Source organism: Bradyrhizobium cytisi (genome assembly GCF_008123515.1).
GTDB lineage: Bacteria > Pseudomonadota > Alphaproteobacteria > Rhizobiales > Xanthobacteraceae > Bradyrhizobium > Bradyrhizobium cytisi.
In genome coordinates, this window is record NZ_VSSR01000023.1 from 1 (window position 1) to 24,966 (window position 24,966).

20 protein-coding genes and 1 pseudogene are annotated in these 24,966 nt (G+C 64.0%); 8 read left to right on the top strand and 13 right to left on the bottom strand.

Annotation, left to right across the window (positions count from 1 at the left end; all coding sequences use genetic code 11):
* Positions 1–1,214: glycosyltransferase family 39 protein (locus FXB38_RS14920; protein ID WP_148751613.1), on the top strand; the 1,214-nt coding region annotated here is incomplete at its 5' end.
* 3 nt (positions 1,215–1,217) lie between these two features.
* Here the strand turns inward: FXB38_RS14920 and FXB38_RS14925 are convergent.
* From FXB38_RS14925 to FXB38_RS14945, 5 genes and pseudogenes are all read right to left on the bottom strand, one after another.
* Positions 1,218–1,535, bottom strand: a complete 318-nt coding sequence (locus FXB38_RS14925) for an HPr family phosphocarrier protein (RefSeq protein ID WP_148751614.1) — start codon at positions 1,533–1,535, stop codon at positions 1,218–1,220.
* Positions 1,532–1,933, bottom strand: a complete 402-nt coding sequence (locus tag FXB38_RS14930) for a PTS sugar transporter subunit IIA (RefSeq protein ID WP_007597752.1) — start codon at positions 1,931–1,933, stop codon at positions 1,532–1,534. The genes FXB38_RS14925 and FXB38_RS14930 overlap by 4 nt, the downstream gene beginning before the upstream one ends.
* A 189-nt stretch (positions 1,934–2,122) precedes the next feature.
* A pseudogene (locus FXB38_RS14935) lies at positions 2,123–2,590 on the bottom strand (HPr kinase/phosphorylase).
* Entirely contained in the window at positions 2,587–4,377 is a 1,791-nt protein-coding gene (locus tag FXB38_RS14940; RefSeq protein WP_148751616.1) for a sensor histidine kinase, read from the bottom strand. The pseudogene FXB38_RS14935 and the gene FXB38_RS14940 overlap by 4 nt, the downstream one beginning before the upstream one ends.
* 200 nt (positions 4,378–4,577) lie before the next feature.
* The gene (locus FXB38_RS14945; protein ID WP_027535781.1) at positions 4,578–5,279 is read right to left on the bottom strand and encodes a response regulator transcription factor; all 702 of its coding nucleotides are present in this window, start codon (positions 5,277–5,279) and stop codon (positions 4,578–4,580) included.
* A gap of 242 nt (positions 5,280–5,521) precedes the next feature.
* Between FXB38_RS14945 and FXB38_RS14950 the strand changes: the two genes are divergently transcribed.
* The 3 genes from FXB38_RS14950 (at position 5,522) to FXB38_RS14960 (ending at position 10,824) form a co-directional block, all read left to right on the top strand.
* Positions 5,522–6,256: a HugZ family pyridoxamine 5'-phosphate oxidase gene (locus FXB38_RS14950; RefSeq protein ID WP_148751617.1), complete on the top strand. Its 735-nt coding sequence runs from the start codon at positions 5,522–5,524 to the stop codon at positions 6,254–6,256.
* A 75-nt stretch (positions 6,257–6,331) separates the two neighbouring features.
* Complete coding sequence (locus FXB38_RS14955; RefSeq protein ID WP_187434886.1) at positions 6,332–8,926, top strand: CHAT domain-containing protein; 2,595 nt, start codon at positions 6,332–6,334, stop codon at positions 8,924–8,926.
* 281 nt (positions 8,927–9,207) lie between these two features.
* Positions 9,208–10,824, top strand: a complete 1,617-nt coding sequence (locus FXB38_RS14960) for a phosphoenolpyruvate carboxykinase (RefSeq protein WP_148751618.1) — start codon at positions 9,208–9,210, stop codon at positions 10,822–10,824.
* Between the two features lie 161 nt (positions 10,825–10,985).
* On the opposite strand, the gene FXB38_RS14965 is transcribed toward FXB38_RS14960, so the two are convergent.
* Complete coding sequence (locus tag FXB38_RS14965; RefSeq protein WP_148751619.1) at positions 10,986–11,801, bottom strand: acyl-CoA thioesterase; 816 nt, start codon at positions 11,799–11,801, stop codon at positions 10,986–10,988.
* A gap of 95 nt (positions 11,802–11,896) precedes the next feature.
* On the bottom strand, positions 11,897–14,422 hold the full coding sequence (locus tag FXB38_RS14970; protein WP_187434887.1) for a glycogen/starch/alpha-glucan phosphorylase: 2,526 nt from the start codon (positions 14,420–14,422) through the stop codon (positions 11,897–11,899).
* A 207-nt stretch (positions 14,423–14,629) separates the two neighbouring features.
* Here FXB38_RS14970 and FXB38_RS14975 point away from each other — a divergent pair, with 207 nt between their 5' ends.
* A complete protein-coding gene (locus tag FXB38_RS14975) occupies positions 14,630–14,857 on the top strand; it encodes a hypothetical protein (protein ID WP_148751621.1) in 228 nt (75 codons plus the stop codon).
* Between the two features lie 63 nt (positions 14,858–14,920).
* Here FXB38_RS14975 and FXB38_RS14980 read toward each other — a convergent pair whose 3' ends face one another.
* A complete protein-coding gene (locus FXB38_RS14980) occupies positions 14,921–15,214 on the bottom strand; it encodes a GIY-YIG nuclease family protein (RefSeq protein WP_148751622.1) in 294 nt (97 codons plus the stop codon).
* Between the two features lie 193 nt (positions 15,215–15,407).
* Here FXB38_RS14980 and FXB38_RS14985 point away from each other — a divergent pair, with 193 nt between their 5' ends.
* Positions 15,408–15,839, top strand: a complete 432-nt coding sequence (locus FXB38_RS14985) for a hypothetical protein (RefSeq protein WP_148751623.1) — start codon at positions 15,408–15,410, stop codon at positions 15,837–15,839.
* Positions 15,840–15,872: 33 nt separating this feature from the next.
* Here FXB38_RS14985 and FXB38_RS14990 read toward each other — a convergent pair whose 3' ends face one another.
* Both FXB38_RS14990 and pyrE read right to left on the bottom strand, forming a co-directional pair.
* On the bottom strand, positions 15,873–16,646 hold the full coding sequence (locus FXB38_RS14990; RefSeq protein WP_187434908.1) for a DUF2865 domain-containing protein: 774 nt from the start codon (positions 16,644–16,646) through the stop codon (positions 15,873–15,875).
* Between the two features lie 153 nt (positions 16,647–16,799).
* Entirely contained in the window at positions 16,800–17,363 is a 564-nt protein-coding gene (pyrE, locus tag FXB38_RS14995) for an orotate phosphoribosyltransferase (RefSeq protein ID WP_148751624.1), read from the bottom strand.
* Positions 17,364–17,548: 185 nt separating this feature from the next.
* On the opposite strand from pyrE, the gene FXB38_RS15000 reads away from it, so the two are divergent.
* Positions 17,549–18,175, top strand: a complete 627-nt coding sequence (locus FXB38_RS15000; protein ID WP_148751813.1) for a glutathione S-transferase family protein — start codon at positions 17,549–17,551, stop codon at positions 18,173–18,175.
* Between the two features lie 121 nt (positions 18,176–18,296).
* On the opposite strand, the gene FXB38_RS15005 is transcribed toward FXB38_RS15000, so the two are convergent.
* From FXB38_RS15005 to FXB38_RS15015, 3 genes are all read right to left on the bottom strand, one after another.
* Positions 18,297–18,932, bottom strand: coding sequence for a LysE family translocator (locus tag FXB38_RS15005; protein ID WP_148751625.1), 636 nt, complete (start codon positions 18,930–18,932; stop codon positions 18,297–18,299).
* Between the two features lie 168 nt (positions 18,933–19,100).
* Entirely contained in the window at positions 19,101–22,151 is a 3,051-nt protein-coding gene (polA, locus tag FXB38_RS15010) for a DNA polymerase I (protein WP_148751626.1), read from the bottom strand.
* A gap of 204 nt (positions 22,152–22,355) precedes the next feature.
* Complete coding sequence (locus tag FXB38_RS15015) at positions 22,356–23,423, bottom strand: acyltransferase family protein (RefSeq protein ID WP_148751627.1); 1,068 nt, start codon at positions 23,421–23,423, stop codon at positions 22,356–22,358.
* 194 nt (positions 23,424–23,617) lie between these two features.
* On the opposite strand from FXB38_RS15015, the gene FXB38_RS15020 reads away from it, so the two are divergent.
* Positions 23,618–24,934 carry a UDP-glucose dehydrogenase family protein gene (locus FXB38_RS15020; RefSeq protein WP_148751628.1) on the top strand — a complete coding sequence of 439 codons (1,317 nt, stop codon included), beginning with the start codon at positions 23,618–23,620 and terminating at the stop codon, positions 24,932–24,934.
* Positions 24,935–24,966: the final 32 nt, after the last annotated feature.

Below are 24,966 nucleotides of genomic sequence, written 5' to 3' on the forward strand. Positions count from 1 at the left end.
AGATGTGTATAAGAGACAGCTATCCGATCTTCAACTTCAAGGGCTTCAAGTACAACCCCGATCTGCTTCAGCTCGTCACCCTGCCGCTCGTCGTGCTCGCTTATCTCAACGCGTTCGAGAAGCGGAGCTGGCAGTCCGGACTCTGGCTCGGGCTTGCCGGCGCGCTGGCGCTGATGACGAAATACTGGGTGCTGACCATGATCGGCGCCATTGGGCTCGCCGCACTGATCCATCCGGAGCGCATGAGATTCCTGCTGTCGCCGGCGCCCTGGGTCGCGATCGTGACGCTGGCGGTGGCGATGATCCCGCACATCGTCTGGCTTGCAGATGCGCATTTCGTGCCGCTGACCTATGCCGGCGACACCTACAGCATCGAGGATGCGGGCCAGGTACGGCAGCTCGTGTTCGGCTATGTCCTGCACAACGCCGCGCTGCTGGCTCTTCCCGTGGCGCTCGCCGCATTCGCGATGGCGCTGGTGCCGCCGTGGTTCTCGCTGCTCATGCGCGCTCCCTTGCGCATCGTCACGCGGGCCTGGGCGCGTGGCGCCAATGTGGGCGTCAATGCTTCCCAGGCGCTGAACATCTGGATCATCCAGATCATCGTCGCGGCCGGTCCGCCGCTCGGCGCGCTCGCGTTCAGCATTTACATCAAGACCGATTGGGGCATCTCGCTGTTCTTCCTGGTGCCGCTTGCACTGGTCGCGATTCCGGCGCTGCGGGTCCAGAGCGCCGTGCTGTTCAACATCGTAGCGATCTGGCTCGTGCTCAGCGTCGCGACGCTCGTCGCTTCACCCTGGATCGCCGCACGCGAGATGGCGGTGAATTCGGACAACACGGCGACCTATGGCGCACGCTCGGAGCTCGCGCGCGAGCTGACGCAAGCCTGGCATTCGCGCTTCGTCTCGCGCTGGGCGATCGTCGCCGGCACGATGGAATCGATCCAGCCGATGGTGTTCTACAGCCCCGATCATCCGGCTGCGTTCACGCCGAACGAGGCGTGGGGGTCCGGGCTGACGACACTCGATGACGTCAAGAAATACGGTTTTGTCGGCGTGTTCGATCCGACCGATGGCCGCTTGCCGGCATTCGAAAAATGGGTGTCCGAGATCGCGCCGAACGCCGAGCGCATGGTGATGACGACGCGCCGCTTCACCCACGGCAAGGCCGGCCCGTCGATGACGTGGAACGTCTACATCGCCCCGCCGGCGAAGTGACCTTCAGGTCGCCTCTTCGTTGAACTTGCTCTCGACGAGTTCCGTGATCGCCGCAAGCGCGGCGTCGGCATCGGCGCCGGCGGCGGCGACCCGGATCGTCGTGCCCGGTCCTGCGGCGAGCATCATCAGGCCCATGATCGAGGTGCCGCCGACGGTCTCGCCGCCGCGCGTGACCCACACCTGCGCGTTGAAGCGCTCGACCGCCTGGACGAATTTCGCCGAGGCGCGGGCGTGCAGGCCGCGCTTGTTGATAATCAGGAGCTCTTTGGAGATCGCGCCTGCGGGCACGCCCGTCCCAGCTTGTGGCGCGTCGTCGCTCATTTGCCGGCGAGCACTCGGCTAGCGATGGTGACGTATTTGCGGCCGGCTTCCTGGGCCATCGCGATCGCGTCGGGCAGCGGACGCTCCTCCCGCACCTTGGCAAGCTTCACCAGCATGGGCAGGTTGATGCCCGCGAGCACTTCGACCTTCGGCCGGCTCATGCAGGAAATCGCGAGGTTCGACGGGGTGCCGCCGAACATGTCGGTGAGGATCGCAACGCCGTCGCCGGAATCGACGCGGTTAACCGCCTCGATGATGTCGCTTCGGCACAGATCGGAATCATCTTCGGCACCGATCGTAATCGCTTCGATTTGCTTTTGTGGGCCCATGACATGTTCAAGCGCTGCCTTGAATTCGTCGGCAAGGCGCCCGTGGGTCACAAGTACTAGACCAATCATCGGAAAACTCCCGCGGGCGCTTTTGGTGCACCGCACGAACGCGCCACTTTGACCATCCAGAGCCCCTGCGCAAGAGGGGATGTTGCGTATCTCCCTGAATCTAGACGGATGGATGAGGGGAGCTGCGCCGGTCTATTCGGTCGCCAGTGTGGGGTTCATATGGTTACCATTTCCCTTCAAACAATCGTCTCAAGGGTTAGCCGCACGTTAACTCTTGGTAGTAGTCAAGGCCGCGACAACCAAGGGGAGGGGCGAATAGCCGCGCCTGACCGGGATTCGCGGTATTTCGACACCCAAAATGGTGGTTTTCAGCGATTCCGGCGGCGGCAGGCGTTCGGCATCGTCAGCGTCCAGATCGACCACGAGGCCGACCGTCGCATGCTCCACGAAGTCGCAGCCGCGGATTCCCAGTCCCCGGATCTCGATCAGCCCGGCCAGAATCGGAGCGGGACGGACCACAATTTCCTGGCCGACTGTCGCCAGATGGACACGGTCATCGCCGACCAGGACGGCGCTTTCGACCACGCCCGAGCGTCCAGCCATGATCAAATCGAAGGCAAGGCGCGATTTGCCGGCCCCCGAGGGGCCGCGGATCAGCACCGCCAGGGGGCCGACCTTGACCGCGGAGGCGTGAACGCTCGGCCCGCCGTCGCTCATAGCGCCGGCAGCCTCACCACGAAGCGCGCGCCGGCAATTGTCGGCGCCCCGTCTTCATCAGCGGGGCCGGCGCGATTCTCCGCCCAGATGCGCCCGCCATGGGCGTCGATGATCTGCTTGGAGATCGACAGTCCGAGGCCGGAATTTTGGCCAAATCCCTGATGCGGCCGGTCGGTGTAGAAGCGCTCGAAGATGCGCTCCAGCGCGTCGTCGCGGATGCCGGGGCCGTCGTCGTCGACCACGATCTCGATCTCGCCGCGGACACGGCGGCAGGTCAAGCGCACCTTGCTGCCGGCTTCCGAGAAGGACTGCGCGTTGGAGAGCAGGTTGGAGACCACCTGCCCGAGCCGCGAATCATGGCCAGTGACCGCGAAAATGTCGGTCGGGCTGCGGCCCTCGAAGCGTGCCTCGACCGCGACGTCGTGGCCGAGCTTGGTTTCATTGGCGACCGCAACCAGCGTGCCCAGGAGCCGCCTGAGATCGACCGGGATCGCATCCTGCCGCTGCAATTCGGCATCGAGCCGGCTCGCATCGGAGATGTCGGAGATCAGGCGGTCGAGCCGCTTGACGTCGTGCTCGATCACCTCGAGCAGGCGGGCGCGGCTGTTCTCGTTGCGCGCCAGCGGCATCGTCTCGACCGCGGAGCGCAGCGAGGTCAGCGGGTTCTTCAGCTCGTGGGCGACGTCGGCGGCGAACATCTCGATCGCCTCGATCCGCTTGTAGAGCGCGTTAGTCATGTCGCGCAGCGCGCCGGAGAGATGGCCGATCTCGTCGCGGCGGCGGGTGAAGTCGGGAATCTCGACGCGAGTCTTGATGCGGCGGCGGACCCGCTCGGCGCTGTCGGCGAGCCGGCGCACAGGACCTGCGATCGTGCTCGCGAGCAGCAGCGACAGCATGATCATGACCGCGGCGGCAACGCCGCCGACTTTCAGGATCGCCAGGCGCTCGGCCGTGACCATCTGATCGATTTCGTCGCCCTGGGTCGACAGCATCAGCGCGCCATGGATGGCGCGTGAGCGCTGCACGGGGACCGCAACCGAGACAATCACCTCGCCGCGCGAATTGACCCGCACCATCGAGCGCTTCTGACCCTGGAGCGCATCGGCCACCTCCACATAGCCCTTGCCGTTTTCGCGCCCGAGCTCGCGATAGAGCGGCAGGTCGCCGCGATTCAGCCAGGTGCGCACCGCGACCATGCCGCGCTCGACCAGGCCCGGCTTTTCCGACAACGGCGGCAGTGGAATGCCCCGCACGCTATCGAGATCGCGGCTGTCGAGCAGCGCGGATCCATTGGGATCGAAAATCCGCGCGCGGGTCTTGGTCGGCGAGATCAGCGTGCTCAACACCGGCGCCACGCGCTCGGGATTGATCGGAAAATCCAGCGAATCGTCCACTCCGCCGTAGCTCTCACCCAGTTTCAGGTCGAGCAGCCGCTCGGGATCGACGGTGATCGCGTTGGTTTGCACCGTCGCCGAGGCGCCGATGGCGCCGGCGATGATTTCGGCCTGCACCAGCAGGCTTTGCGCGCGCGCGTCGATAAGGCCGGCGCGGAACTGCGACAGATACAGGATGCTCGCGACCAGGGCGACAAGCCCCGCGAGGTTGAGCGAGACGATGCGGCGGGTCAGGCTCGAGAAGGACAGCGCAAAGAAGAACTGGCCGGCTCGCTTGAGCCAGTTCAGCGGCCCCCAGCCTCGCGCGACCAGCTTGTCCTCATGCTCCGAGGCGCCGTGGGCGGTAACGTCCTCGGCGTTCGAACTCCGATCAGGCTGCGTTCGGTCAAGCAATGCTTACGCCCGCGTTAGGACAGCTTTTGCGACGGTTCCCGCATCCTAGAGCATGATCCGGAAAAGTGTGCAGCGGTTTTCCGAAAGATCATGCTCAAACGATAACCTGAAGCGCGATCACATCGCGCTTTAGAGCCATCCCGGTTCCGATGGAATCAGAACCGGGCTTGAACTCTGCACTTTGTGAAGGCGCGTGCGCCTCAGGCTTCCTTGAAGCGGTAGCCGACGCCGTAGAGCGTCTCGATCATCTCGAAATCGTTGTCGACCACCTTGAACTTCTTGCGCAGCCGCTTGATGTGGCTGTCGATGGTGCGGTCGTCGACATAGACCTGGTCGTCATAGGCGGCGTCCATCAGCGCGTTGCGGCTCTTGACCACGCCGGGCCGTGTCGCCAGCGCCTGGAGGATCAGGAACTCGGTGACGGTCAGCGTCACCGGCTCGTTTTTCCAGGTGCAGGTATGCCGTTCCGGATCCATGCGCAGCAGGCCGCGGTCGAGTGCCTTGGCGTCGTTCTCCTTCGGCGCGACGGTCGGATCCTTCGGCGCCGAGCGGCGCAGCACCGCCTTGACGCGTTCGACTAAGAGACGCTGCGAGAACGGTTTGCGGATGAAATCGTCCGCGCCCATCTTGAGGCCGAACAGCTCGTCGATCTCCTCGTCCTTGGAGGTCAGGAAGATCACCGGCAGGTCGGACTTCTGCCTGAGGCGGCGCAGCGTCTCCATGCCGTCCATGCGCGGCATCTTGATGTCGAGGATGGCAAGATCGGGCTGGGTGGTGCGGAAACCGTCCAGCGCGGAGGCGCCGTCGGTGTAAGTCATGATGCGGTAGCCTTCGGCTTCCAGCGCGATCGAGACGGATGTGAGAATGTTGCGGTCGTCGTCGACCAAAGCGATTGTGGGCATGAGCCTCTCTGCTTTCTGCTTTCCGTTTGGGTCGTGGCTTAAACGGCGAGCAATCCAGTGATGCGCCGCATACATGGGTCCCGAACTTGGAATTCGAACTTTGTCACCGAGCAATGCAAGCTGGGCTGAAGTGTGACCAAGTTCCGCGAAACACGGCAGATTCGCCGCATGTCGACCCATACCCCGGCCCTCGTTTACCCGAAAAAAGGCCCTCCTTGCAACCACCTGAGCCGAGAAAGCCGATGCAACCGACCCCCGATTTCGACCCCGGAATGCTCGCCAAATCGCTGCTGAGGCGGTCGCGGCAGGGCGCACTTGCAACGTTGATGGCGGGCAGCGGCGATCCCTATTGTTCCCTGGTCAATCTGGCGAGCCATCCCGACGGTTCCCCGATCCTGCTGATCTCGGGATTGGCCGTGCACACCAGGAATATCATGGCGGATAGCCGGGTCTCGCTGATGCTGGACCAGCGCGCGGCGGGCGATCCGCTGGAAGGCGCCCGGATCATGCTGTCTGGCCGGGCCGAACAGGCCGACGCCGAGAAGGATCTTCTCCAGCGGCGGTATCTCAATGCCCATCCGTCGGCGGAAGTCTTTGTGTCGTTTAAGGATTTTTCGTTCGTCCGGATCCAGCCCACGGCAGCCCATCTGGTCGCCGGCTTTGGCCGGATCGTCGACCTCAAGCCCGGGCAATTCCTTACGGACCTCTCCGGCGCCGAGGAATTGTTGGCGAGCGAGGAAGGCGCGGTCGAGCACATGAATGCCGACCACCGCGACGCCATGGGCCTCTACGCCACAAAGCTCCTCGGTGCGGTCGAGGGCGACTGGCGCTGCACCGGCTGCGACCCTGAGGGCCTCGACATGCAGGATGGCCAGACTGCGCTGCGGCTGGACTTTCCGGAGCGGGTCACTGATGGCACAGCGCTGCGCAAGATGCTGGTCCGTTTGGCCGGCGAAGCGCGGGCAAAGACGAAGTAGCCACAAATTGAACGCCGCTGCCCATCGCCGCGACCCAAGACCGTGATGGTCTTAAGTCTCGCAGCGAGAGGGTTCATGACGCGTTGTCGTTTGGTATGGGTTGCGGGTTTGGCGCTCGCGATCACCGCATCGCTGGCCGCGCCTGGCCTCGCCCAGAAGGGCAATCTCGCCGCGGAGAGTGCCAGGATCAACGAACTCACCAAGGCCGGCAGATATTCGGAAGCGCTTCCTTTGGCGCAGGCGATGGTCGCGAGCCTGGAGAAGAGCGACAACGGTCGCGAACTTGCGGCCGCCTTGAACAATCTCGGTCAGGTCTATGCCGGTCAGGGCCGGGACGACCTCGCCGAGCCGCTCTACAAGCGTTCGATCGCATTGATGGAGCAGTCGCTCGGTCTGGACAACGCATTGGTCGCGGCTGAATTGACCAATCTCGCCGCGCTGTATCAGCGGCAGAGCCGCTTGGAAGAGGCCGAGCCGCTGTTCAAGCGCGCGCTGGCGGTCCGGGAGACGAGCCTGTCACGCGAGCATCCCGATGTCGGCCAGGCTCTCAACAATCTGGCCACGCTCTATGTCAGGCAGCAGCGCCAGGCCGAAGCCGAACCGCTGCTTCAGCGCGCGCTCGCGATCTACCAGAAGGCTGCCGGGCCCGAGCATCCTGCGGTCGCCACGGTCCTGAACAACATTGGCCAGGTCGATCGCGATCTCGGCCGCGACGCCGACGCCGAAGCGCCGATCAAGCGTTCGCTCGCGATCCGCGAAAAAGCGCTGGGACCGGATCATCCCGACGTCGCGCGCTCGCTCAACAATCTCGCCGGCCTCTACGAGCACGAGCAGCGCTATGCCGATGCCGAACCGCTGTATCGCCGCGCGCTCGCCATCCGCGAGCGTGCGCTTGGCCCGGATCATCCTGACGTCGCGACCTCCACCAGCAATCTCGCTTATTTCCTCTTTGTGTCCGGGCGGACCGCGGACGCGTTGCCGCTCGCGGAAAAAACGCTTGCGAACAGCCGCGCGCAGCTGCGCGTGGTGCTGCCGATCCTGTTTGCGGCGCGCCAGCAATCGCTGCTGCCGCAAGACAAGGGGCTGGACGAGGCGCTCGCCGCAATCCAGCGCGGCACGCAATCCTCCGCTGCATCGGCCGTGAGCAAGCTCGCGGTGCGGCTCGCCGCCGGCAGCGACCGGCTCGCCGAGCTGGTGCGCAAGGACCAGGATCTCGCAGCCGAATCCGAGGCGCTGGACAAGGCGATCATCGCGGCCGTGTCGAAGCCCTCCGCGCAGCGCGATGTTGCCTCCGAGCAGCGCAGTCGCGCGCGGATCGCAGCCATCACAGGCGAGCGCGCCGTCTTGCAGAAGACGCTCGCCATTGAATTCCCCGACTACGCCTCGCTATCCAACCCGCTGCCGCTGACGGTCAAGGACGTCCAGCCCCTGCTGTCGGCCGATGAGGCGATGGTGCTCTATTCCGCCGTCGACAACCGCAGCTACGTCATTGCCATCACGCGCGAGGGCGCCGACTGGAAGGAAATTCCGCTTGGCGCAGACGCGCTGGCGCAGAAGGTCACGTCTTTCCGCCGAGGTCTCGATGTCGGCAAGGCGCGCGATGGCTCCGGCAAATCAGGCTTGTTCGACCTCGCGCTCGCCAACGAACTCTATGTGACGCTGCTCGGCCCGGTCGAGGCGCTGACCAGGGACAAGCGCAGCCTGCTCACTGTGCCGTCGGGCGCGCTCACTGCGCTGCCGTTTCATCTGCTCGTCACGGAGCCGCCGCAAGCTGCGATCCCCGAGACGCTCGAAGGCTATCGCAGCGCCGCCTGGCTGCTGCGCCGTCAGGCTGTCTCGGTGCTGCCATCGGTGGCCAGCCTGAAATCGCTGCGCGCTTTTGCGCGCAAGGATCAGGCCGTCAAGCCGATGACCGGCTTTGGCGATCCCGTGTTCAATCCCGCCGAGGGTGGGCTCGGCGATCGTCGCGCTGCGAGCGGCAAGGTTGCCGCGCGCAGCATCGTGACATCAGCCTATACCGATTTCTGGCGCGGCGCCGGCGTCGATCGCGCGCGGCTTGCGCAGGCGCTGCCGCAACTGCCCGATACTGCGGACGAGCTGAGTGCCGTGGCGAAAGATGTCGGTGCGACTGATGCCGACATTCATCTCGGCCGCGATGCCAGCGAAGCGACGCTCAAGCGTGCACCGCTTGCTCAATACAGCATCATTTACTTTGCGACCCACGGCCTCGTCGCCGGCGACATCAAGGGCGTGGGCGAGCCATCGCTTGCGCTCTCGATTCCCGACCAGCCCTCGGAGCTCGACGATGGTCTGCTCACGGCGAGCGAAGTTGCCCAGCTCAAGCTCAATGCCGATTGGGTCGTGCTATCGGCCTGCAACACGATCGCCGGCGACAAGCCGGGCGCCGAGGCCCTGTCGGGACTGGCGCGCGCCTTCTTCTATGCCGGCGCACGCGCGCTCCTGGTTTCGCACTGGGCCGTGGATTCGGAGGCTGCTACCCGCTTGACCATTTCGACCTTCGATCTGCTCAAGAACGAACCAAAAATCGGCAGAGCCGAAGCTCTGCGGCGCGCGATGTTAACGTACGTTGATGACGCCTCGTCGCCCCGCAATGCCTACCCCGCGATGTGGGGGCCGTTCGCGCTGATCGGCGAAGGTGCGGTACGATAGACCGGCGCAGGATTGTGCGTCGCAAAACATTCGACAACGCCGAAACAGGCATTTGGTTGCGCGATCATTTGCGATTCTTTGGCACGGCTGCTCAGGGCTGACATGCGCGACGTTTGGCGCGGTCCTTGAATAAACCAAATCCTGCGGGATCAGCTTGGCAACGTCGGCGTTCATCAGTATTACGTCGTCCAACCGAGGCCGGACGGCTTGTAATTCACGGTGACCGCGATGGCGCCAAGGTTAGGTCGCGCTATGTGTCGCGGGTTCTAGGAGGACTTTTCGTGCAAGAGACGGGTGTGCGCAACGGTGCTTTTGGCGCCGACAAATTCGGCTTAAACAATCTCAAGCAGGTTCACTGGAACCTGGGCGCACCACAGCTCTATCAATACTCGCTCTCAGCGGGCGAGGCGGTGCTGTCCGCGGATGGCGCACTCTGCGCCGACACCGGCGAGTTCACCGGCCGCAGCCCAAAGGACAAGTTCACGGTACGTGACACCACCACCGACAAGAAAATGTGGTGGGCCGGCAACCAGTCGATCACCGCGGAGCAGTTCGAGACGCTGTATCAGGACTTCCTCAAGCACGCCGAAGGCAAGAGCCTGTTTGCGCAGGACCTCTATGGCGGCGCCGATCCGGCCTACCGGATCAAGACCCGCGTCTTCACCGAGCTCGCCTGGCACTCGCTGTTCATCCGCACGCTGCTGATCCGCCCCGAGGCGGTCGAGCTGTCGAGCTTCACGCCCGAGCTCACCATCATCGACATGCCGAGCTTCCGCGCCGATCCGAAGCGCCATGGCTGCAAGTCGGAGAACGTCGTCGCGATCGACTTTGCCCGCAAGATCGTGCTGATCGGCGGCTCCTACTATGCCGGCGAGATGAAGAAGTCGGTCTTCACCACGCTCAACTATTATCTGCCCGAGCGCGGCGTGATGCCGATGCACTGCTCGGCGAACGTCGGCGCCAACGGCGACACCGCGATCTTCTTTGGCCTGTCCGGCACCGGCAAGACCACGCTGTCGGCCGATCCGAACCGTACGCTGATCGGCGACGACGAGCACGGCTGGGGTCCGAATGGCGTCTTCAATTTCGAGGGCGGCTGCTACGCCAAGTGCATCAAGCTCTCGCAGGAAGCCGAGCCCGAGATCTACGCGGCGTCGACCCGCTTCGGTGCGGTGCTAGAGAACTGCGTGCTCGACGTGGACACCCGCGTCGTCGATTTCGACGACGGCTCCAAGACCGAGAACACCCGCTCGGCCTATCCGCTCGACTTCATCCCGAACGCCTCGCGCACCGGCCGTGCGCCGCAGCCGAAGAACGTGGTGATGCTCGCCGCTGACGCCTTCGGCGTGCTGCCGCCGATCGCCAAGCTGTCGCCGGCGCAGGCGATGTACCACTTCCTCTCCGGCTACACCGCCAAGGTCGCCGGTACCGAGCGCGGTCTGGGTAACGAACCTCAGCCGGAATTTTCGACCTGCTTCGGCTCGCCCTTCCTGCCGCTCGACCCCAGCGTCTATGGCAACATGCTGCGTGACCTGATTGCCCAGCACAATGTCGACTGCTGGCTGGTCAACACCGGCTGGACCGGCGGCAAGTACGGCACGGGCTCGCGCATGCCGATCAAGGTGACGCGCGCGTTGCTCACGGCCGCGCTCGACGGCTCGCTTCGCAATGTCGAATTCCGTACCGACAAATATTTCGGCTTCGCGGTCCCGACCGCGCTGCCGGGCGTGCCGAGCGAGATCCTCAACCCGGTCAACACCTGGAAGGACAAGGACGAGTTCGACAAGACTGCGCGTGCGCTGGTCGGCATGTTCCAGAAGAACTTTGCCAAGTTCGAGGCCCAGGTCGACGCCGAAGTGCGCGCGGCCGCTCCGGACGTAAAGCTCGCGGCGGAGTAATCTCGCATCGATTGAAACGCAAAAGGGTGGCCGTGAGGCTCGCCTTTTTTCGCGAGATATCTCCACCGTCATTGCGAGCGCAGCGAAGCAATCCAGGATCCCTCCGCGGAGACAGTCTGGATTGCTTCGCTGCGCTCGCAATGACGAGTTTGTGGAAGCGCCTACGCCTTGAAATACGCAATTTGCGTCGTGGTCGCCAGCAGCCTGCCGTTCGGCGACCACAGCTCGGCGTTCTGGTCGGCGTAGCTCTTGTGCATGATCTTCGAGTCGGCGGTCGCAAGCACACGTGTGATGCCCTCGGCCGCGAGCTCTTCGCTGTCAGTGTGGAAATAGGTCGTCAGCGACACCGTGCCGAACGGCACGAGCTCGCGCCTTGCGTGGAAGATGCGGCCGAAGAAGGCATCCGACATCGACATCAGCGACAGCATGTCGAGCCTGCGCGGCTCGCGATCGCTGATCCAGATTTTCGAATAGGTGCTGGCGAGCTCCACCTGCGGCGGTCCGATCCGCATCTCGCCCTCGACGAAGCGGAATTCGTACTGGTTGGCCCAGGACGCCGAGATTGTTGGAAACGGCAATGTCTGCTCGAATGGCTTTGCGTCCGGGTACTGTGCCACCTTGTGCTCCCAGGACGGCCGGCGCTCGGCGAACACTGCCGTGGCAAGCGTTGCGACCTCGCCGCCGCCCTGCGACAGTTCGACGCTCCAGTGTTGGCTGGAGCGGTTGGCCTTCACCAGCCGGATGTCGAGATCGAACGGGCCCTTGGCGATCGGCGCGCAGTAATTGACGGTCAGCGCCAGCGGATCGCCGGCGGCTTGCGGATGCTCGATCAGCGCACGCAGGATCGTCGCGGCGGTGGCGCCGCCGAACGGTCCGACGAAGGCCCAGTAGTCGTCACTGGTGTGCCCCTGCCAGCTCGAGTCCCCGGCAGTGATGCGGGTGGCGTCGTCGAAGGGATGCGGGAGCTTGGCGTGCATTGTCATGTCCGGGGTTCAATGACGGACGTCATATCACGTCCGTGGCCGGCTTGTGCAATTACCTCTGGGGTAGCCGATTTCACGGTGCAGACAAATCAGCTCGCCGCATCACGCAATTCCTCTGCCGTCTGAAACGGCGGCGTGACCGGATTGACCGGCACGTTCCAGATTTCCTCGGCATATTCGCGGATGGTGCGGTCGGAGGAGAACCACGCCATGCGCGCGACGTTGAGGATAGAAGCACGGGTCCAGGCCGGCGCCACCAGCCAGCGCGCGTCGACGCTGCGCTGCGCCTCGTAGTAGGAATCGAAATCGGCGCTGACCATGTAGTGGTCGAGATAGCGCAGCGCATGCGCGATGGATTCGAAACGGCCGGGATCGCCGGGCGAGAACTCGCCGGTGCCGATCGCGTTGATGGCGCGCTGGAGCTTTGGCGAATTCCGGATCACGTCGGAGGCGTCCAGCCCCTGCTTGCGCTTGATCATCACATCGCCGGCCTCCATGCCGAAGATCGCGATGTTCTCCACGCCGACCTGGTCGCGGATCTCGATATTGGCGCCGTCCAGCGTGCCGATGGTGATGGCGCCGTTGAGTGCCAACTTCATGTTGCCGGTGCCGGAGGCCTCCATGCCGGCGGTCGAGATCTGCTCGGACAGGTCGGCCGCGGGAATGATCACTTCGGCAAGGCTGACATTGTAGTCGGGCAGGAAGACGACCTTCAGCTTGCCGCCGATCGCGGGATCGTTGTTGACGATTTCGGCGACGTCGTTGATCAGCTTGATGATCAGCTTGGCGTAGCGGTAGCTCGCCGCTGCCTTGCCGGCAAAGATCTTCACTCGCGGCACCCAATTGCCGTTGGGATCGTCCTTGATCGACTGATATAGCGCGACCGTCTCGATGACGTTGAGCAGCTGGCGCTTGTATTCGTGAATGCGCTTGATCTGCACGTCGAACAGCGCGTTCGGGTCGACCTTGATGCCGAGCCGCTCGCCGATCAAGCGCGCCAGTGCCGTCTTGTTGTGAAGCTTGACGGCGCGGAATTTCCGCTGGAATTCGACATCGCTGGCGCGCGCCTCGATCAGCGAGAGCTGGGTCGGATCGTCGAGCACGGCCTCGCCGCAGGTCTCGCGCAGGAGATCGGTCAGCTTGGGGTTGGCCAGCATCAGCCAGCGACGGAAGGTGATGCCGTTGGTCTTGTTGGTGATGCGGCCGGGATAGAGATGGTTGAGATCGTGGAACACGGTCTCGCGCATCAGGTCCGAATGCATCGCCGAGACGCCGTTGATGCGGTGCGAGCCGACGAAGGCGAGCTGGCCCATGCGCACGCGGCGGCCGCTCTTCTCGTCGATCAGCGAGACCGAGGCGCGGAAGTCGATGTCGCCGGGGGCGCGTGCTTCGGCGAGCGCCAGATGCTGCACGTTGATGCGATAGATGATCTCGAGATGGCGCGGCAGCAGCTTCTCGAACAGCTCGACCGGCCAGGTCTCCAGCGCTTCCGGCAGCAGCGTGTGGTTGGTATACGACAGCGTTGCGACAGTGATCTTCCAGGCCTCGTCCCAGCGGAAATTGTGGAGGTCGACGAGGATGCGCATCAGCTCGGTGACGGCGAGGCTCGGATGGGTGTCGTTGAGCTGCACCGCGACCTTGGACGACAGGCTGCGCAGCTGGCCGTCGGATGCGAGATGCCGCTTGATGAGGTCCTGCAGCGACGCCGAGACGAAGAAATATTCCTGCCTCAGGCGCAGCTCGCGCCCCGCCGGGCTTTCGTCGTTCGGATAGAGGAATTTGCAGATCGCTTCCGCGCGCGACTGCTCGGCGCTGGCGCTGACATAGTCGCCTTTGTTGAAGGCGTCGAGCTTGAGCGGATCGGGCGAGCGTGCCGACCACAGCCGCAGTGCATTGACGTGCTGACCGCGCCAGCCGACGATCGGGGTGTCATAGGCGATCGCCTGCACGGTCTCGCCCGAATGCCAGATCGCGCGGTCGCGGCCCTTGTCGTCGACATGCTCGACGCCGCCGCCGAAATTGATGTCGTAGATCACTTCCGGCCGCTGCAGTTCCCAAGGGTTGCCGAAGCCGAGCCATTCGTCCGGATATTCCTGCTGCCAGCCCTGATTGATGATCTGGCGGAACAGGCCGTAATCGTAGCGGATGCCGTAGCCGATCGCGGGGATCGACAGCGTCGCCATGCTCTCCATGAAGCAGGCGGCGAGGCGCCCGAGGCCGCCATTGCCGAGCGCCGCATCCGGCTCGCATTTGCGCAGCTCAGGCAACGACACGCCGAGATCGCCGAGCGCGACCTCGAAGATCTTGAGCAGCCCCATATTGTTGAGCGCATCGGTGAAGAGGCGGCCGATCAGGAATTCGAGCGAGAGATAATAGACGCGCTTGCGGCCCGCGTCGTAGCTGCGCTTCTCGGCCGAGAGCCAGCGATGCACGATGCGGTCGCGCAGTGCGAGCGCTGCGGCCTGGTACCAGTCATGCCTGGTCGCCATGCCCGCATCCTTGCCGATGGCAAGGCGGAGCTTCGCCAGGATCGCGCCCTTGATCTCCGATAACGCGAGTTCGTCGATGGGCTGACCGGGGGCGGCGAAATTTGGCTGGAACGATTGATCTTGCAAGGCCGTCACTTCCTGGTCGCGAGAACACCACTGAACCCTACGCGTCTTGCCCCTGCACCGGAACCATCTCTGGCGCGGCCGTGCACTGCGCTGGCGCAAAATTATGCAAGGAACGGGCCGCTTTGGGAACCCGGAGCAGCACGGAGGAACGCCGATTTGGTGCTACATTGACCACAGATTCAGCCATCAGTGTGGAGGAGACGCCCCATGAGACTGCTGATCGAAATCGCCGCTGCAGCGCTTCTTGTCATCTGCATCGCCACTTCGAGCGCTGCCTTCGCCGCCGGCAAGCGCAGCGCCGACGGTCTCAGCTGCGGCTTTGCCGTTCCGCAAAATGCAACTCCCGCCGTGCGTTGCGCCGCCATCAAGCACCAATGCGGTGGGAAGTTTTATGCGAGTGCGTGTGGGGATCGGTTGATGTCGGCGGTGAATTGAGGACGGCTTGTGCAACGAAAACGATGTCGTCCCGGCGAAGGCCGGGACCCATAACCACAGCTGTCAGAGAAGGCGCGAGAGATCGCGCCAATCCGGATTATCCCGCTCAATCAAGCGAATCTTCCAGTCACGCTGCCATTCCTTCAGCGCTTTCTCGCGTGCGATCGCTTCGGACGGCGATGCATACGTCTCGACGTAGACCAGCCGTGTCACGCCATACTTCTTCACGAACTTCGAGCCACGTCCCGAACGATGTAATGCAAGTCGGTTGCTGATGTTGTTGCAGACGCCGATGTACAGCGTGCCGTAGCGCCGGCTCGCGAGAATGTAGACGTAGTATGCGGCTGGTGCATTCATTGCTGGGCACCCATTTCTGAAAACGTCTGGCAGTCGTGGTTATGGGTCCCGGCCTTCGCCGGGACGACGTTGCTCCGCCCTCATTGTTCATCAGAACAAATTAAGAACACTTTAGCAAGTCTTTGATATATCATTGTGATTCGGCGCATTGCCGACACAAGATCTAGGGTCTGACAGCCGTCGCGAGGACTACATGTCCACCATTGCCTTCGATCAATTTGCCCTCACCCGGATCGCCGATTTCGCGCGGTCGCTGTCGCGGCTGCACCAGGCGGCGCGGCGCTATGCCGTCGACGACGACTGGTTCGACCGCGAGTTCAACGCGGTGTGCCAGTCGATCTGGGGCTACACCATCGACGACATCAGCGACGATCTGTTCGCGCCCGAGGATCATCATTTCCTCGACACGCTGGACGAATCGCATGCGCGCATCTTCGCGGCCGAGCAGGGCTACGACCTCGTCAGCGAGACGGGTATGCTGACCGACTGGTGGGGCTTTTGCTGGATGATCCTGGCCGAGAAGCGCGGCCTGCTGACGGTCGAAAACCGTGCTGCCGCGCGCGCGGCGATCGAGGAGAAATATCTGGCGGCGCCGAATGTGATCGGGGTGATCATCGGGAGATAGCGCAGCAATGACGGCTTGGTTTGAAGCCGGGCTCTAATCCAATCCCGCCCGCTTCGCCGATTTCGCTGGCGTCTTCGGCGCCGTCACATCCGGCAGCGTCTCGCGCACGATCTCGGCTGCCGGCGCATCTGCCGCCACCGTCTCAGCGCGAACCGGCGCCACCTTCATCTCGCCGAGCCGGGCGCGGACCTGCGCGGTGAGGCCGGGATAGGAGGCGACGGGGGTGAACTCGGCGGTCTGTTCCATGCCGAGGCGGACGCCGGTATAGGCGACCAGGCCGTCGCTCGTGGCGATGACGTCACCGGCTTTCAGTGACGAGTCCAGCGTCAGGTCGACCGGAGCGAGCCCCGCTGGCTCGCGGCCATTGCAGGTGCAGTCCGCGCGCAACGCCTTGCGGTAGGCGAACGCGTTCTCGCTGTCGGCGTAGCGCTCGCCGGTCTGCGAATAGGCGCCGTCGATCGAGGAGCCGAAGAAGATCTTTGTGGTGCTGGCAGGACAGAAGGCCTGACACATCTGTGCCGGCGAGGCGAGGCCGCGCATCAGCGGAAAATATTTGCCGTCGCAGCTGCGCACGCAGAAGGCCGGGCCGGAGCCCCCGGCCGCCGCCGAGCGGGTTGGCGGCACATATTGCGGCTGAACGGCGGGGTTCTGCTGACTAGAGAAGGGATCGACGTAGGAGTTCGCCTGCGGCACGTCGCGCTGCGGGCGCTGCTGGGCTCCGCCGAAGAAGAAGTCGAACAGGCCTTCGGCCGAAACCGGGGCCGGAGCTGCAAGCAGCGGTGCTGCAACGGTGGCGGCCACTAGCATCGCGCGACGCCGCCGGCGCGCATGGGACAATTCTGTACGCAACGCTTACTCCACCCGACGCTACCGAACCGGCCGGGACCTCTCGGGTCTCAGCACATGATTCACCATAAAGCGGGATGGTAAATGAGCGGTTGAGGGGGCCGTGGCCTCTCGTCAAGCCTTCAAAAATTCCGACGCTGTGTACAGCGAGCGGAACGGCAGGCCGGCCGCACCAAATGTGTCGGTGGCGCCTTCCTCGCGGTCAACCATGGTCAGAACCAGCACCACTTCGGCGCCGGTCTCGCGCACGGATTCCACAGCCTTCATCGCCGAGCCGCCGGTCGTCGTGACGTCCTCGACGATCACGACGCGCTTGCCGTCGAGCGTCTCGCCCTTCGGCAGGCCTTCGATCGCGAGCTTGGCGCCATGCTCCTTCGGCTTCTTGCGCACGAAGAAGGCCGCGATCGGATGGCCCTTGATCCAGGAGATCTGCGCCAGCGCCCCGGCCAGCGGCACCGCGCCCATCTCGAGCCCGCCGATGAAATCGAGCTGGTCGTCCTTCAGCGTCTCATAGGTGAGCTCGGCGAGCAGCGTCGCGCCCTCGGGGTCGAGCATGGTCGGCTTGAGGTTGAAATAGAAATCGCTCTTGCGGCCCGACGCGAGCGTCACCTCGCCCCGGCCGAAGGAGCGGCGGCGAATGATTTCGAACAGGCGGGCGCGGGAGGCTGATTTCGACACGGCGGTCCCTCGGAAGCGTTTTGAGAGTGGCGGAATCTATCCGCGACGGCTGCGACATTCCAGAGGGAGCGTCCCCAGTCAACAGGGATCGGCCATCCCGGTCCGCCGGTTGTGGGGGTGCAACTTTCTGGAGTAGGTGGATGCTCGAGACCTCGGGCAAGAAGCTGGGCCAAGGAAACAGGCAAATGACCATCGAGCTGCACACCTGGAACACGCCGAACGGCCGAAAAATCTCGGTCGCGCTGGAGGAAATGGGCCTGCCCTACAAAGTGATCCCGGTGAACATCACCAAGGGCGAGCAGATGGCGCCGGGGTTCCTCAAGCTCTCGCCGAACAACAAGATTCCTGCGATCCGCGACCCCGAGGGCCCCGAGGGCAAGCCCGTCAGCATCTTCGAGTCCGGCGCGATCCTGCTCTATCTCGGCGAGAAGACCGGCAAATTCCTGCCGAAATCGCTCGCAGGCCGCATCCCCGTCTACGAATGGCTGATGTGGCAGATGGGCGGTTTCGGGCCGATGCCGGGTCAGGTGCACCATTTCATCGCGCTCGAGAACGAGCAGGACCGCGCCTACGGGTTGAAGCGCTTCATGGCCGAGACCCGCCGGCTCTACGGCGTGCTGGACCGCCGCCTCGACGGCCACGATTTCGTCGCCGGCGATCTCTCGGTCGCCGATTTCGCCATTTTGGGCTGGGCCTGGCGGCATCCGCGCCACAAGGTCGAGCTCGCCGACTTCCCCAACGTCAAGCGCTGGTACGACGCCTTGATGGCGCGCCCGGCGGTGAAGCGGGGCATGGACGCGAAGCTGGATTGAGCTGGAGGCTGTCGTCACCCGCGAAGGCGGGTGACCCAGTATTCCAGAGACGGTTGAGTTAGAGCCGAGAAGCCGCGGCGTACTGGATGCCCCGCCTTCGCGGAGCATGACAGCGTTGCGCTCACACCTTCCGTGCCTCGACCGCCATCCTGACCGCAAGCCCGGCGAGCACCGTGCCCATCAGCCAACGCTGCACCAGCATCCAGCTTGGCCGGTTCGCCAGGAATAGTGCGATCGATCCGGCCGCAAGCGCAATGATCGCATTGACGCTGACGCTGAGCGCGATCTGGATCGCGCCCAGCACCACAGACTGCGTCAGCACGCTGCCGGCCGCGGGATCGATGAACTGCGGCAGCAGCGCCAGATACAGCATCGCGATCTTCGGATTGAGCAAATTGGTGACGAGCCCCATCGCAAATAATTTGCGCGGGCTGTCGATTGCGAGCTTCTTCACCTGGAACGGCGAGCGCCCGCCCGGCTTCACGGCCTGCCAGGCGAGCCACAACATGTAGCCGGCGCCGGCGAAGCGCAGCGCGTCATAGGCGAAGGGAATCGCGAGCAGCAGCGCTGTGATGCCGAACGCCGCGCACAGCATGTAGAACACGAAGCCGAGCGCGACGCCGCCGAGCGAGACGATGCCGGCCGCCGGCCCCTGCGTGATCGAGCGCGAGATCAGATAGATCATGTTCGGTCCGGGCGTAAGCACGAGACCGAGGCAGACGAGGGCGAAGCCGAGCAGGGCGGAGGTGTGGGGCATGAGTGAACCGATGCAGGGGATGCACCGGTTCTAATATGCGAAGCGCGGCGGAGCCATCGCGCAATTGTACGGAGGACAATTGAGTGGAAGCGTCTCGCCTCAGCGTCGTCCCGGCCTTCGCCGGAAGACATGGTGCTTGTGGCGCAAACGGGGCGAGGTAAGAAAAGATCAGTGCGCCTCGTCCCAGTTCGTGGCCGCGCGCGCGTCGACATGCAGCGGCACCGACAGCAGCACGGCCGGGAACGGCGCGTCCTGCATGACGTGCTGCACGACGGGGAGCGTCTTTTCGACCTCCGCATCCGGCACCTCGAAGATCAGTTCGTCGTGCACCTGCAAGAGCATCTGCGCCGAGAGCTTCTTCTCGGCCAGTGCGTCCTCCACGCGCGTCATGGCGCGGCGGATGATGTCGGCGGCGGTGCCCTGAAGCCGCGCGTTGATCGCGGCACGTTCGTTGAAGGCGCGCACCGAGGCGTTGGAGGCCTTGATGTCGGGGTAGTGGCACTTGCGGCCGAACAGCGTGGTGACGTAGCCGTGGCTCCGGCAGAAGTCGCGCGTCTCGTCCATATAGGCGCGGATGCCTGGGAAGCGCTCGAAGTACTTCTTGATGTAGGCTGAGGCTTCCTCGCGCGCGATGCCGAGCTGGTTGGCGAGGCCGAACGCCGAGATGCCGTAGATGATGCCGAAATTGATCGCCTTGGCGCGGCGCCGAATCTCGCTCGGCATGCCCTTGATCGGCACGCCGAACATTTCCGACGCGGTCATGGCGTGAATGTCGAGCTCATCGCGGAACGCCTGCTTCAGCACGGGAATGTCGGCGATCTCCGCCAGCAGCCGCAGCTCGATCTGCGAATAGTCGGCGGAGACGAGCTTGTGTCCGGGCGTCGCGATGAAGGCGCGGCGAATCTTGCGGCCGTCCTCGGTGCGCACCGGTATGTTCTGCAGGTTCGGCTCGTTCGAGGACAGCCGGCCTGTCGTGGTTGCGGCCAGTGCGTAGGTCGTGTGCACGCGATGGGTCTGCGGATTGACATAGGTCGGCAGCGCGTCGGTGTAGGTCGATTTCAGCTTCGAAACCTGGCGCCACTCCAGAATCTTCTTCGGAAAATCGTGGCCCTGCTCGGCGAGCTCATCCAGCACCTGCGCGGTGGTCGACCAGGCGCCCGTCTTGGTCTTGGTGCCGCCCGGTAGTCCCATCTTGCCGAACAGGATGTCGCCGATCTGCTTGGGGCTGCCGACATTGACCGGCTCGCCCGCGATCTCCTGGATTTCGGCCTCGACGCGCGCGGCGGTCTGGGCGAATTCGCCGGACAGACGCGACAGCACCTGGCGGTCGATCGAGATGCCGCGCCGCTCCATGCGTGCGAGCACGGAGACCAGCGGCCGCTCCAGCGTCTCGTAGACCGTGGTCATGTGCTCGGCGACGAGGCGCGGCTTCAGCACGCGCCAGACGCGCAACGTCATGTCGGCATCTTCCGCAGACAGCGGCGCGGCCTTGTCGATCGGCACCTGGTCGAAGGTGATCTTGCCCTTGCCGCTGCCGAGCAGCTCGCTCTCTTTCAGCATGGCGAGGCCGAACCAGCGCTCGGACAGCTGCTCCAGCGCATGCGAGCCGCGACCGGCATCGAGCACGTAGGAGATCAGTTGGGCATCGTCGATGTTACGCAGCGTGATGCCGTGCTGCGCCAGCATCACGGCAGTGAATTTGACGTCGAAGCCGATCTTGAGAATGCCTGATGATTCCAGCACCGGCCGCAGCGCCTGGATGGCATCGGCGTGCTTGACCTGATCCGGCGCGAGGCCGGCGTCGAACAGGCCGGCGCCGCCGCCGGATTGCTTGTGCGCGAGCGGCACGTAGCAGGCATCGTTCGGCCCCAGCGCGAGCGCGATGCCGCAGAGATCGGCCTGCATCGGATCGATCGAATTTCCTCGGATCTCGATCGCGACATAGCCGGTATCATGGATGCGCGCGATGAAGGCGTTCAATTCCGCGAGCGTCTTGATGGCCCGGTACTTGCTGCGGTCGACCGGAAGCTTGCGCAAAGCCTCTTCGCGCGCGACTGCGAGAGAAATCGGCGCGCCCTTCGGGCTCGCGGCCTTGTCCTCCTTGGTGGCCGATGCGCTGCGCTGGCCCGACGGAACCTGCGCCGGCGTGCCGGCTCCTGGTGCCGGTACGACGTCCGAAGGCGGCAGCGGCGAGAAAACGCTGGCCCCGCTGGCATAGCCGGGATCGGGATCGACGTTGGCCGGATCAATCTGCGAATAGTCGGCGACGCGACGCGTCAGCGTGGAGAACTCCATCGCCTTCAGGAAGGCAACCAGCTTGCGCGCATCCGGCTCGTGGACGGCGAGATCGTCCAGCGGCACCTCCAGCTCGACCCTGTCGTCGAGCAGCACGAGCTGCCGCGAGATCCGGGCCTTCTCGGCATTCTCGATCAGCGCCTCGCGCCGCTTCGGCTGCTTGATCTCGGTAGCGCGGAACAGGAGTTGCTCGAGATTGCCGTATTCCACGATCAGCTGCGCCGCCGTCTTGATGCCGATGCCGGGGACTCCAGGCACGTTGTCGGTGGAATCGCCGGCCAGCGCCTGCACTTCGACCACCTTCTCCGGCGGCACGCCGAATTTCTCGATCACCTCGGGAATGCCGATGCGGCGATCCTTCATGGTGTCGTACATCGTGACGCAGTCGGTCACGAGCTGCATCAGGTCCTTGTCGGAGGACACGATGGTCGCAGTTGCGCCGCGCTCGCATGCCTCTCGCACATAGGTCGCGATCAGGTCGTCGGCCTCGAAGCCGCTCTGTTCCAGGCAGGGCAGGTCGAAAGCGCGCACGGCCTCACGGATCAGCGCGAATTGCGGGATCAGATCGTCCGGCGCCGGCGGCCGGTGCGCCTTGTATTCGGGATAGATCTTGTTGCGGAAGGTGACTTCCGACTTGTCGAAGATGATCGCAAGATGCGTCGGCCGGTTGTCCTCGGGCATCTCGCGGAGCAGCTTCCACAGCATATTGCAGAAGCCGAGAACGGCATTGACCTGCAAGCCGTCGGACTTGCGGTTGAGCGGCGGCAGCGCGTGATAAGCGCGAAAGATGTAGGAGGAACCGTCCACCAGGAAGACGTGGTCGCCCTTTCCTGCCGCCTTCGCCGCGACCGGTTTGGCAGCAGCTGTCGTAGCAGCGGGTTGGGTGTCAGCTTTGGCGGAGGTCTTCGGGGAGGTTTTTGGCATGGCCGCAATGTATGAATTTTTACGGACTTTGACAGCCTTGGGTGGGGGATTTTTGGGCCGTTGGCGCCAATATCCCCCACCGTCATTCTCCACATCCTCACTGTCATTCCCCGCGAAGGCGGGGAATCCAGTACGTGGTGGCCTGTCGGTATACGACTGCTGTCTCTGGAATACTGGATGCCCCGCCTTCGCGGGGCATGACAGTTACTCCGCCGCCTGCAACACCGGTCCCGCCTTCTTCGGCACGATCCAGAACGCATCGGGCCGCTCGAACAGGAAATCGGCGTGCAGCCGCAACGCAACTTGCCAGATCGCGAGCGACCCCAGGACGCCGACGATGGTGACGATCAGCGACACCGTGCCGATGCTGGAGATGATTCCGGTGTGCAGGAGTAACGTGCGCGTCGCAGCCATCGGCAGGAAGAAGGCGAGATAGATCACGATCGAATGCTCGCCGCAGAAGCGCAAGAAGTTGCACCAATGCGCGCGCGCCAGCAGCGTGCCGATCGTAATGACGGCACATGCGCCGGCGAAGCCGAGCATGAGTGACGCGATCTTCCATTCGCTGGCGCCGAGCGCGACGAGGCCGGTATTGACCAGTGCCCAGGTCGCGAGCGCTGCCAGCGCCAGCGCGGGGTGGCTGCGCGCGCGGTCCGACAGCGCGAACACGTAAGGCGCGAACAGATACCCCGAATAGAAATAGATGAAGCGCGCACAGAACTCGTCGATCGCAGTCCAGCCGGTTGTGATGCGCGCCGTCTCCAGCGCGGCGGCAACAAGCCAGATCGCGAGCGGCGGGATTGGTCGTGTCAGTTTTGTGACGACGAAGAAGATCGGCAGCAGGTAGATGAACCAGAGCGTGCCGAACGGTTCGATGAAGGATTCGACATAGAGCAGGCCAGCGTCGCGCCAGCTGGTTTCGGCCGCAAAAGCAGGGGCCTTGAAGCCGAACTGGATTGTCACCCAGACGACATAGAAATAGGCGAAATGCACCACCTTGCGGTCGAGATAGGTCCGCCAGTCCCGATCGATCACCCGCGGCAGGAACAGGCCCGAAATCAGGAAGAAGTCCGGCATCCGGAACGGCTTTGCGAAGGCCACAACGACATGCATGAAACCGGTCTCGCCGGCGGCGAGCTCGACCCCCAGCACCGAATGCATCATCACGACCATGACGATGCAGATGCCCTTGGCATAGTCGACCCAGTCGACACGCGCGGCAGCCGGGCTTCTTGTGCCCTCGCTCGCGGCGATTGTGCCTGATGATGCCATGGTGTCTCGTTTCGAGGCGTGCTTTGCCCGATCCTGTGTGGGCGTGGGGCAGTGTGGGGCCTGGTGGTTTCCGACTTCTTTACCGGTACAAATCGCGTGCCGGTTTCTGAGCGCAGGCTCTTCCTTCCCGACGGGAAAATGTTAAACCGCCCCCGGATTGGGGTTTCGTTAACCAAGCTGGAACAGGGATTTTCATGCGCATCGCGATGATCGGCACGGGGTATGTCGGACTGGTGTCCGGAGCCTGCTTTGCGGATTTCGGTCACGACGTCACCTGCGTCGACAAGGACGAGAAGAAGATCGCTAGCCTTCATCGCGGCGAGATCCCGATCTACGAGCCGGGCCTCGACGAGCTGGTCGCGACCAATGTGAAGGCCAAGCGGCTCGACTTCACCACCGACCTGTCGAAGCCGGTTGCGGATGCCGATGCCGTGTTCATCGCGGTCGGCACCCCCTCGCGTCGCGGCGACGGCCACGCCGATCTCTCCTACGTCTACGCCGCCGCGAAAGAGATCGCGCGGTCGCTGTCCGGCTTCACCGTCGTGGTGACCAAGTCGACCGTGCCGGTCGGCACCGGTGACGAGGTCGAGCGCATCATCCGCGAGGCCAATCCGCTAGCCGACGTCGTCGTCGCCTCCAATCCTGAGTTCCTGCGCGAGGGCGCCGCGATCCGCGACTTCAAGTTCCCCGATCGCGTCGTGGTCGGCACCTCCGACGAGCGCGGCCGCAAGGTGATGGGCGACATCTATCGTCCGCTGTCGCTGAACCAGGCGCCGTTGATGTTCACGGAACGCCGCACGGCCGAGATGATCAAATACGCTGCCAATGCGTTCCTCGCGACCAAGATCACCTTCATCAACGAGATCGCCGATCTCTCGGAAAAGGTCGGCGCCAACGTTCAGGAGGTCGCACGCGGCATTGGCCTGGACAACCGCATCGGAACCAAGTTCTTGCACGCCGGTCCCGGCTTCGGCGGCTCCTGCTTCCCGAAGGACACCAAGGCGCTGATCAAGATCGCGCAGGATTACGACGTGAGCTTGCGCATCGTCGAATCCGTGCTGGCGGTCAACGAGAACCGCAAGCGCGCGATGGCGCGGAAAGTAAGCCAGGCGCTCGGCGGCTCGCTGCGCGGCAAGACCATCGCCGTGCTCGGTCTCACCTTCAAGCCCGACACCGACGACATGCGCGATGCGCCGTCGATCCCGCTCGTCACCGGCCTGATCGACATGGGTGCGAAGGTGAAGGCGTTCGACCCCGTCGGCATGGAGCAGGCCAAGGGCGAGCTGCCCAGCATCACCTATTGCGAGGACGCGTATTCCTGCGCGCAAGGTGCCGATGCGCTGGTCGTCGTCACCGAATGGGTGCAATTCCGTGGTCTCGATCTCGACCGGCTGAAGAGCGTCATGGCGCAGCCCGTCGTCGTCGACCTCCGCAACATCTTCAGCCCCGAAGACATGGCTGCCGCCGGCTTCACCTATGAGAGCATCGGCCGGCCATCCGTGCAGGGCTGATACTACATATGATTGTCATACCCCGCGAAGGC

Excerpts from the sequence above, each read along its gene's own strand:
- FXB38_RS14925 (WP_148751614.1), bottom strand. The coding sequence starts at position 1,535 with ATGAGCGACGACGCGCCACAAGCTGGGACGGGCGTGCCCGCAGGCGCG.
- FXB38_RS14990 (WP_187434908.1), bottom strand. The coding sequence starts at position 16,646 with ATGCTAGTGGCCGCCACCGTTGCAGCACCGCTGCTTGCAGCTCCGGCC.
- FXB38_RS15005 (WP_148751625.1), bottom strand. The coding sequence starts at position 18,932 with ATGCCCCACACCTCCGCCCTGCTCGGCTTCGCCCTCGTCTGCCTCGGT.
- FXB38_RS15020 (WP_148751628.1), top strand. The coding sequence starts at position 23,618 with ATGCGCATCGCGATGATCGGCACGGGGTATGTCGGACTGGTGTCCGGA.
- FXB38_RS15000 (WP_148751813.1), top strand. The coding sequence starts at position 17,549 with ATGACCATCGAGCTGCACACCTGGAACACGCCGAACGGCCGAAAAATC.
- polA (WP_148751626.1), bottom strand. The coding sequence starts at position 22,151 with ATGCCAAAAACCTCCCCGAAGACCTCCGCCAAAGCTGACACCCAACCC.
- FXB38_RS14980 (WP_148751622.1), bottom strand. The coding sequence starts at position 15,214 with ATGAATGCACCAGCCGCATACTACGTCTACATTCTCGCGAGCCGGCGC.
- FXB38_RS14985 (WP_148751623.1), top strand. The coding sequence starts at position 15,408 with ATGTCCACCATTGCCTTCGATCAATTTGCCCTCACCCGGATCGCCGAT.
- FXB38_RS14930 (WP_007597752.1), bottom strand. The coding sequence starts at position 1,933 with ATGATTGGTCTAGTACTTGTGACCCACGGGCGCCTTGCCGACGAATTC.
- FXB38_RS14950 (WP_148751617.1), top strand. The coding sequence starts at position 5,522 with ATGCAACCGACCCCCGATTTCGACCCCGGAATGCTCGCCAAATCGCTG.
- FXB38_RS15015 (WP_148751627.1), bottom strand. The coding sequence starts at position 23,423 with ATGGCATCATCAGGCACAATCGCCGCGAGCGAGGGCACAAGAAGCCCG.
- FXB38_RS14965 (WP_148751619.1), bottom strand. The coding sequence starts at position 11,801 with ATGCACGCCAAGCTCCCGCATCCCTTCGACGACGCCACCCGCATCACT.
- FXB38_RS14955 (WP_187434886.1), top strand. The coding sequence starts at position 6,332 with ATGACGCGTTGTCGTTTGGTATGGGTTGCGGGTTTGGCGCTCGCGATC.
- FXB38_RS14945 (WP_027535781.1), bottom strand. The coding sequence starts at position 5,279 with ATGCCCACAATCGCTTTGGTCGACGACGACCGCAACATTCTCACATCC.
- FXB38_RS14975 (WP_148751621.1), top strand. The coding sequence starts at position 14,630 with ATGAGACTGCTGATCGAAATCGCCGCTGCAGCGCTTCTTGTCATCTGC.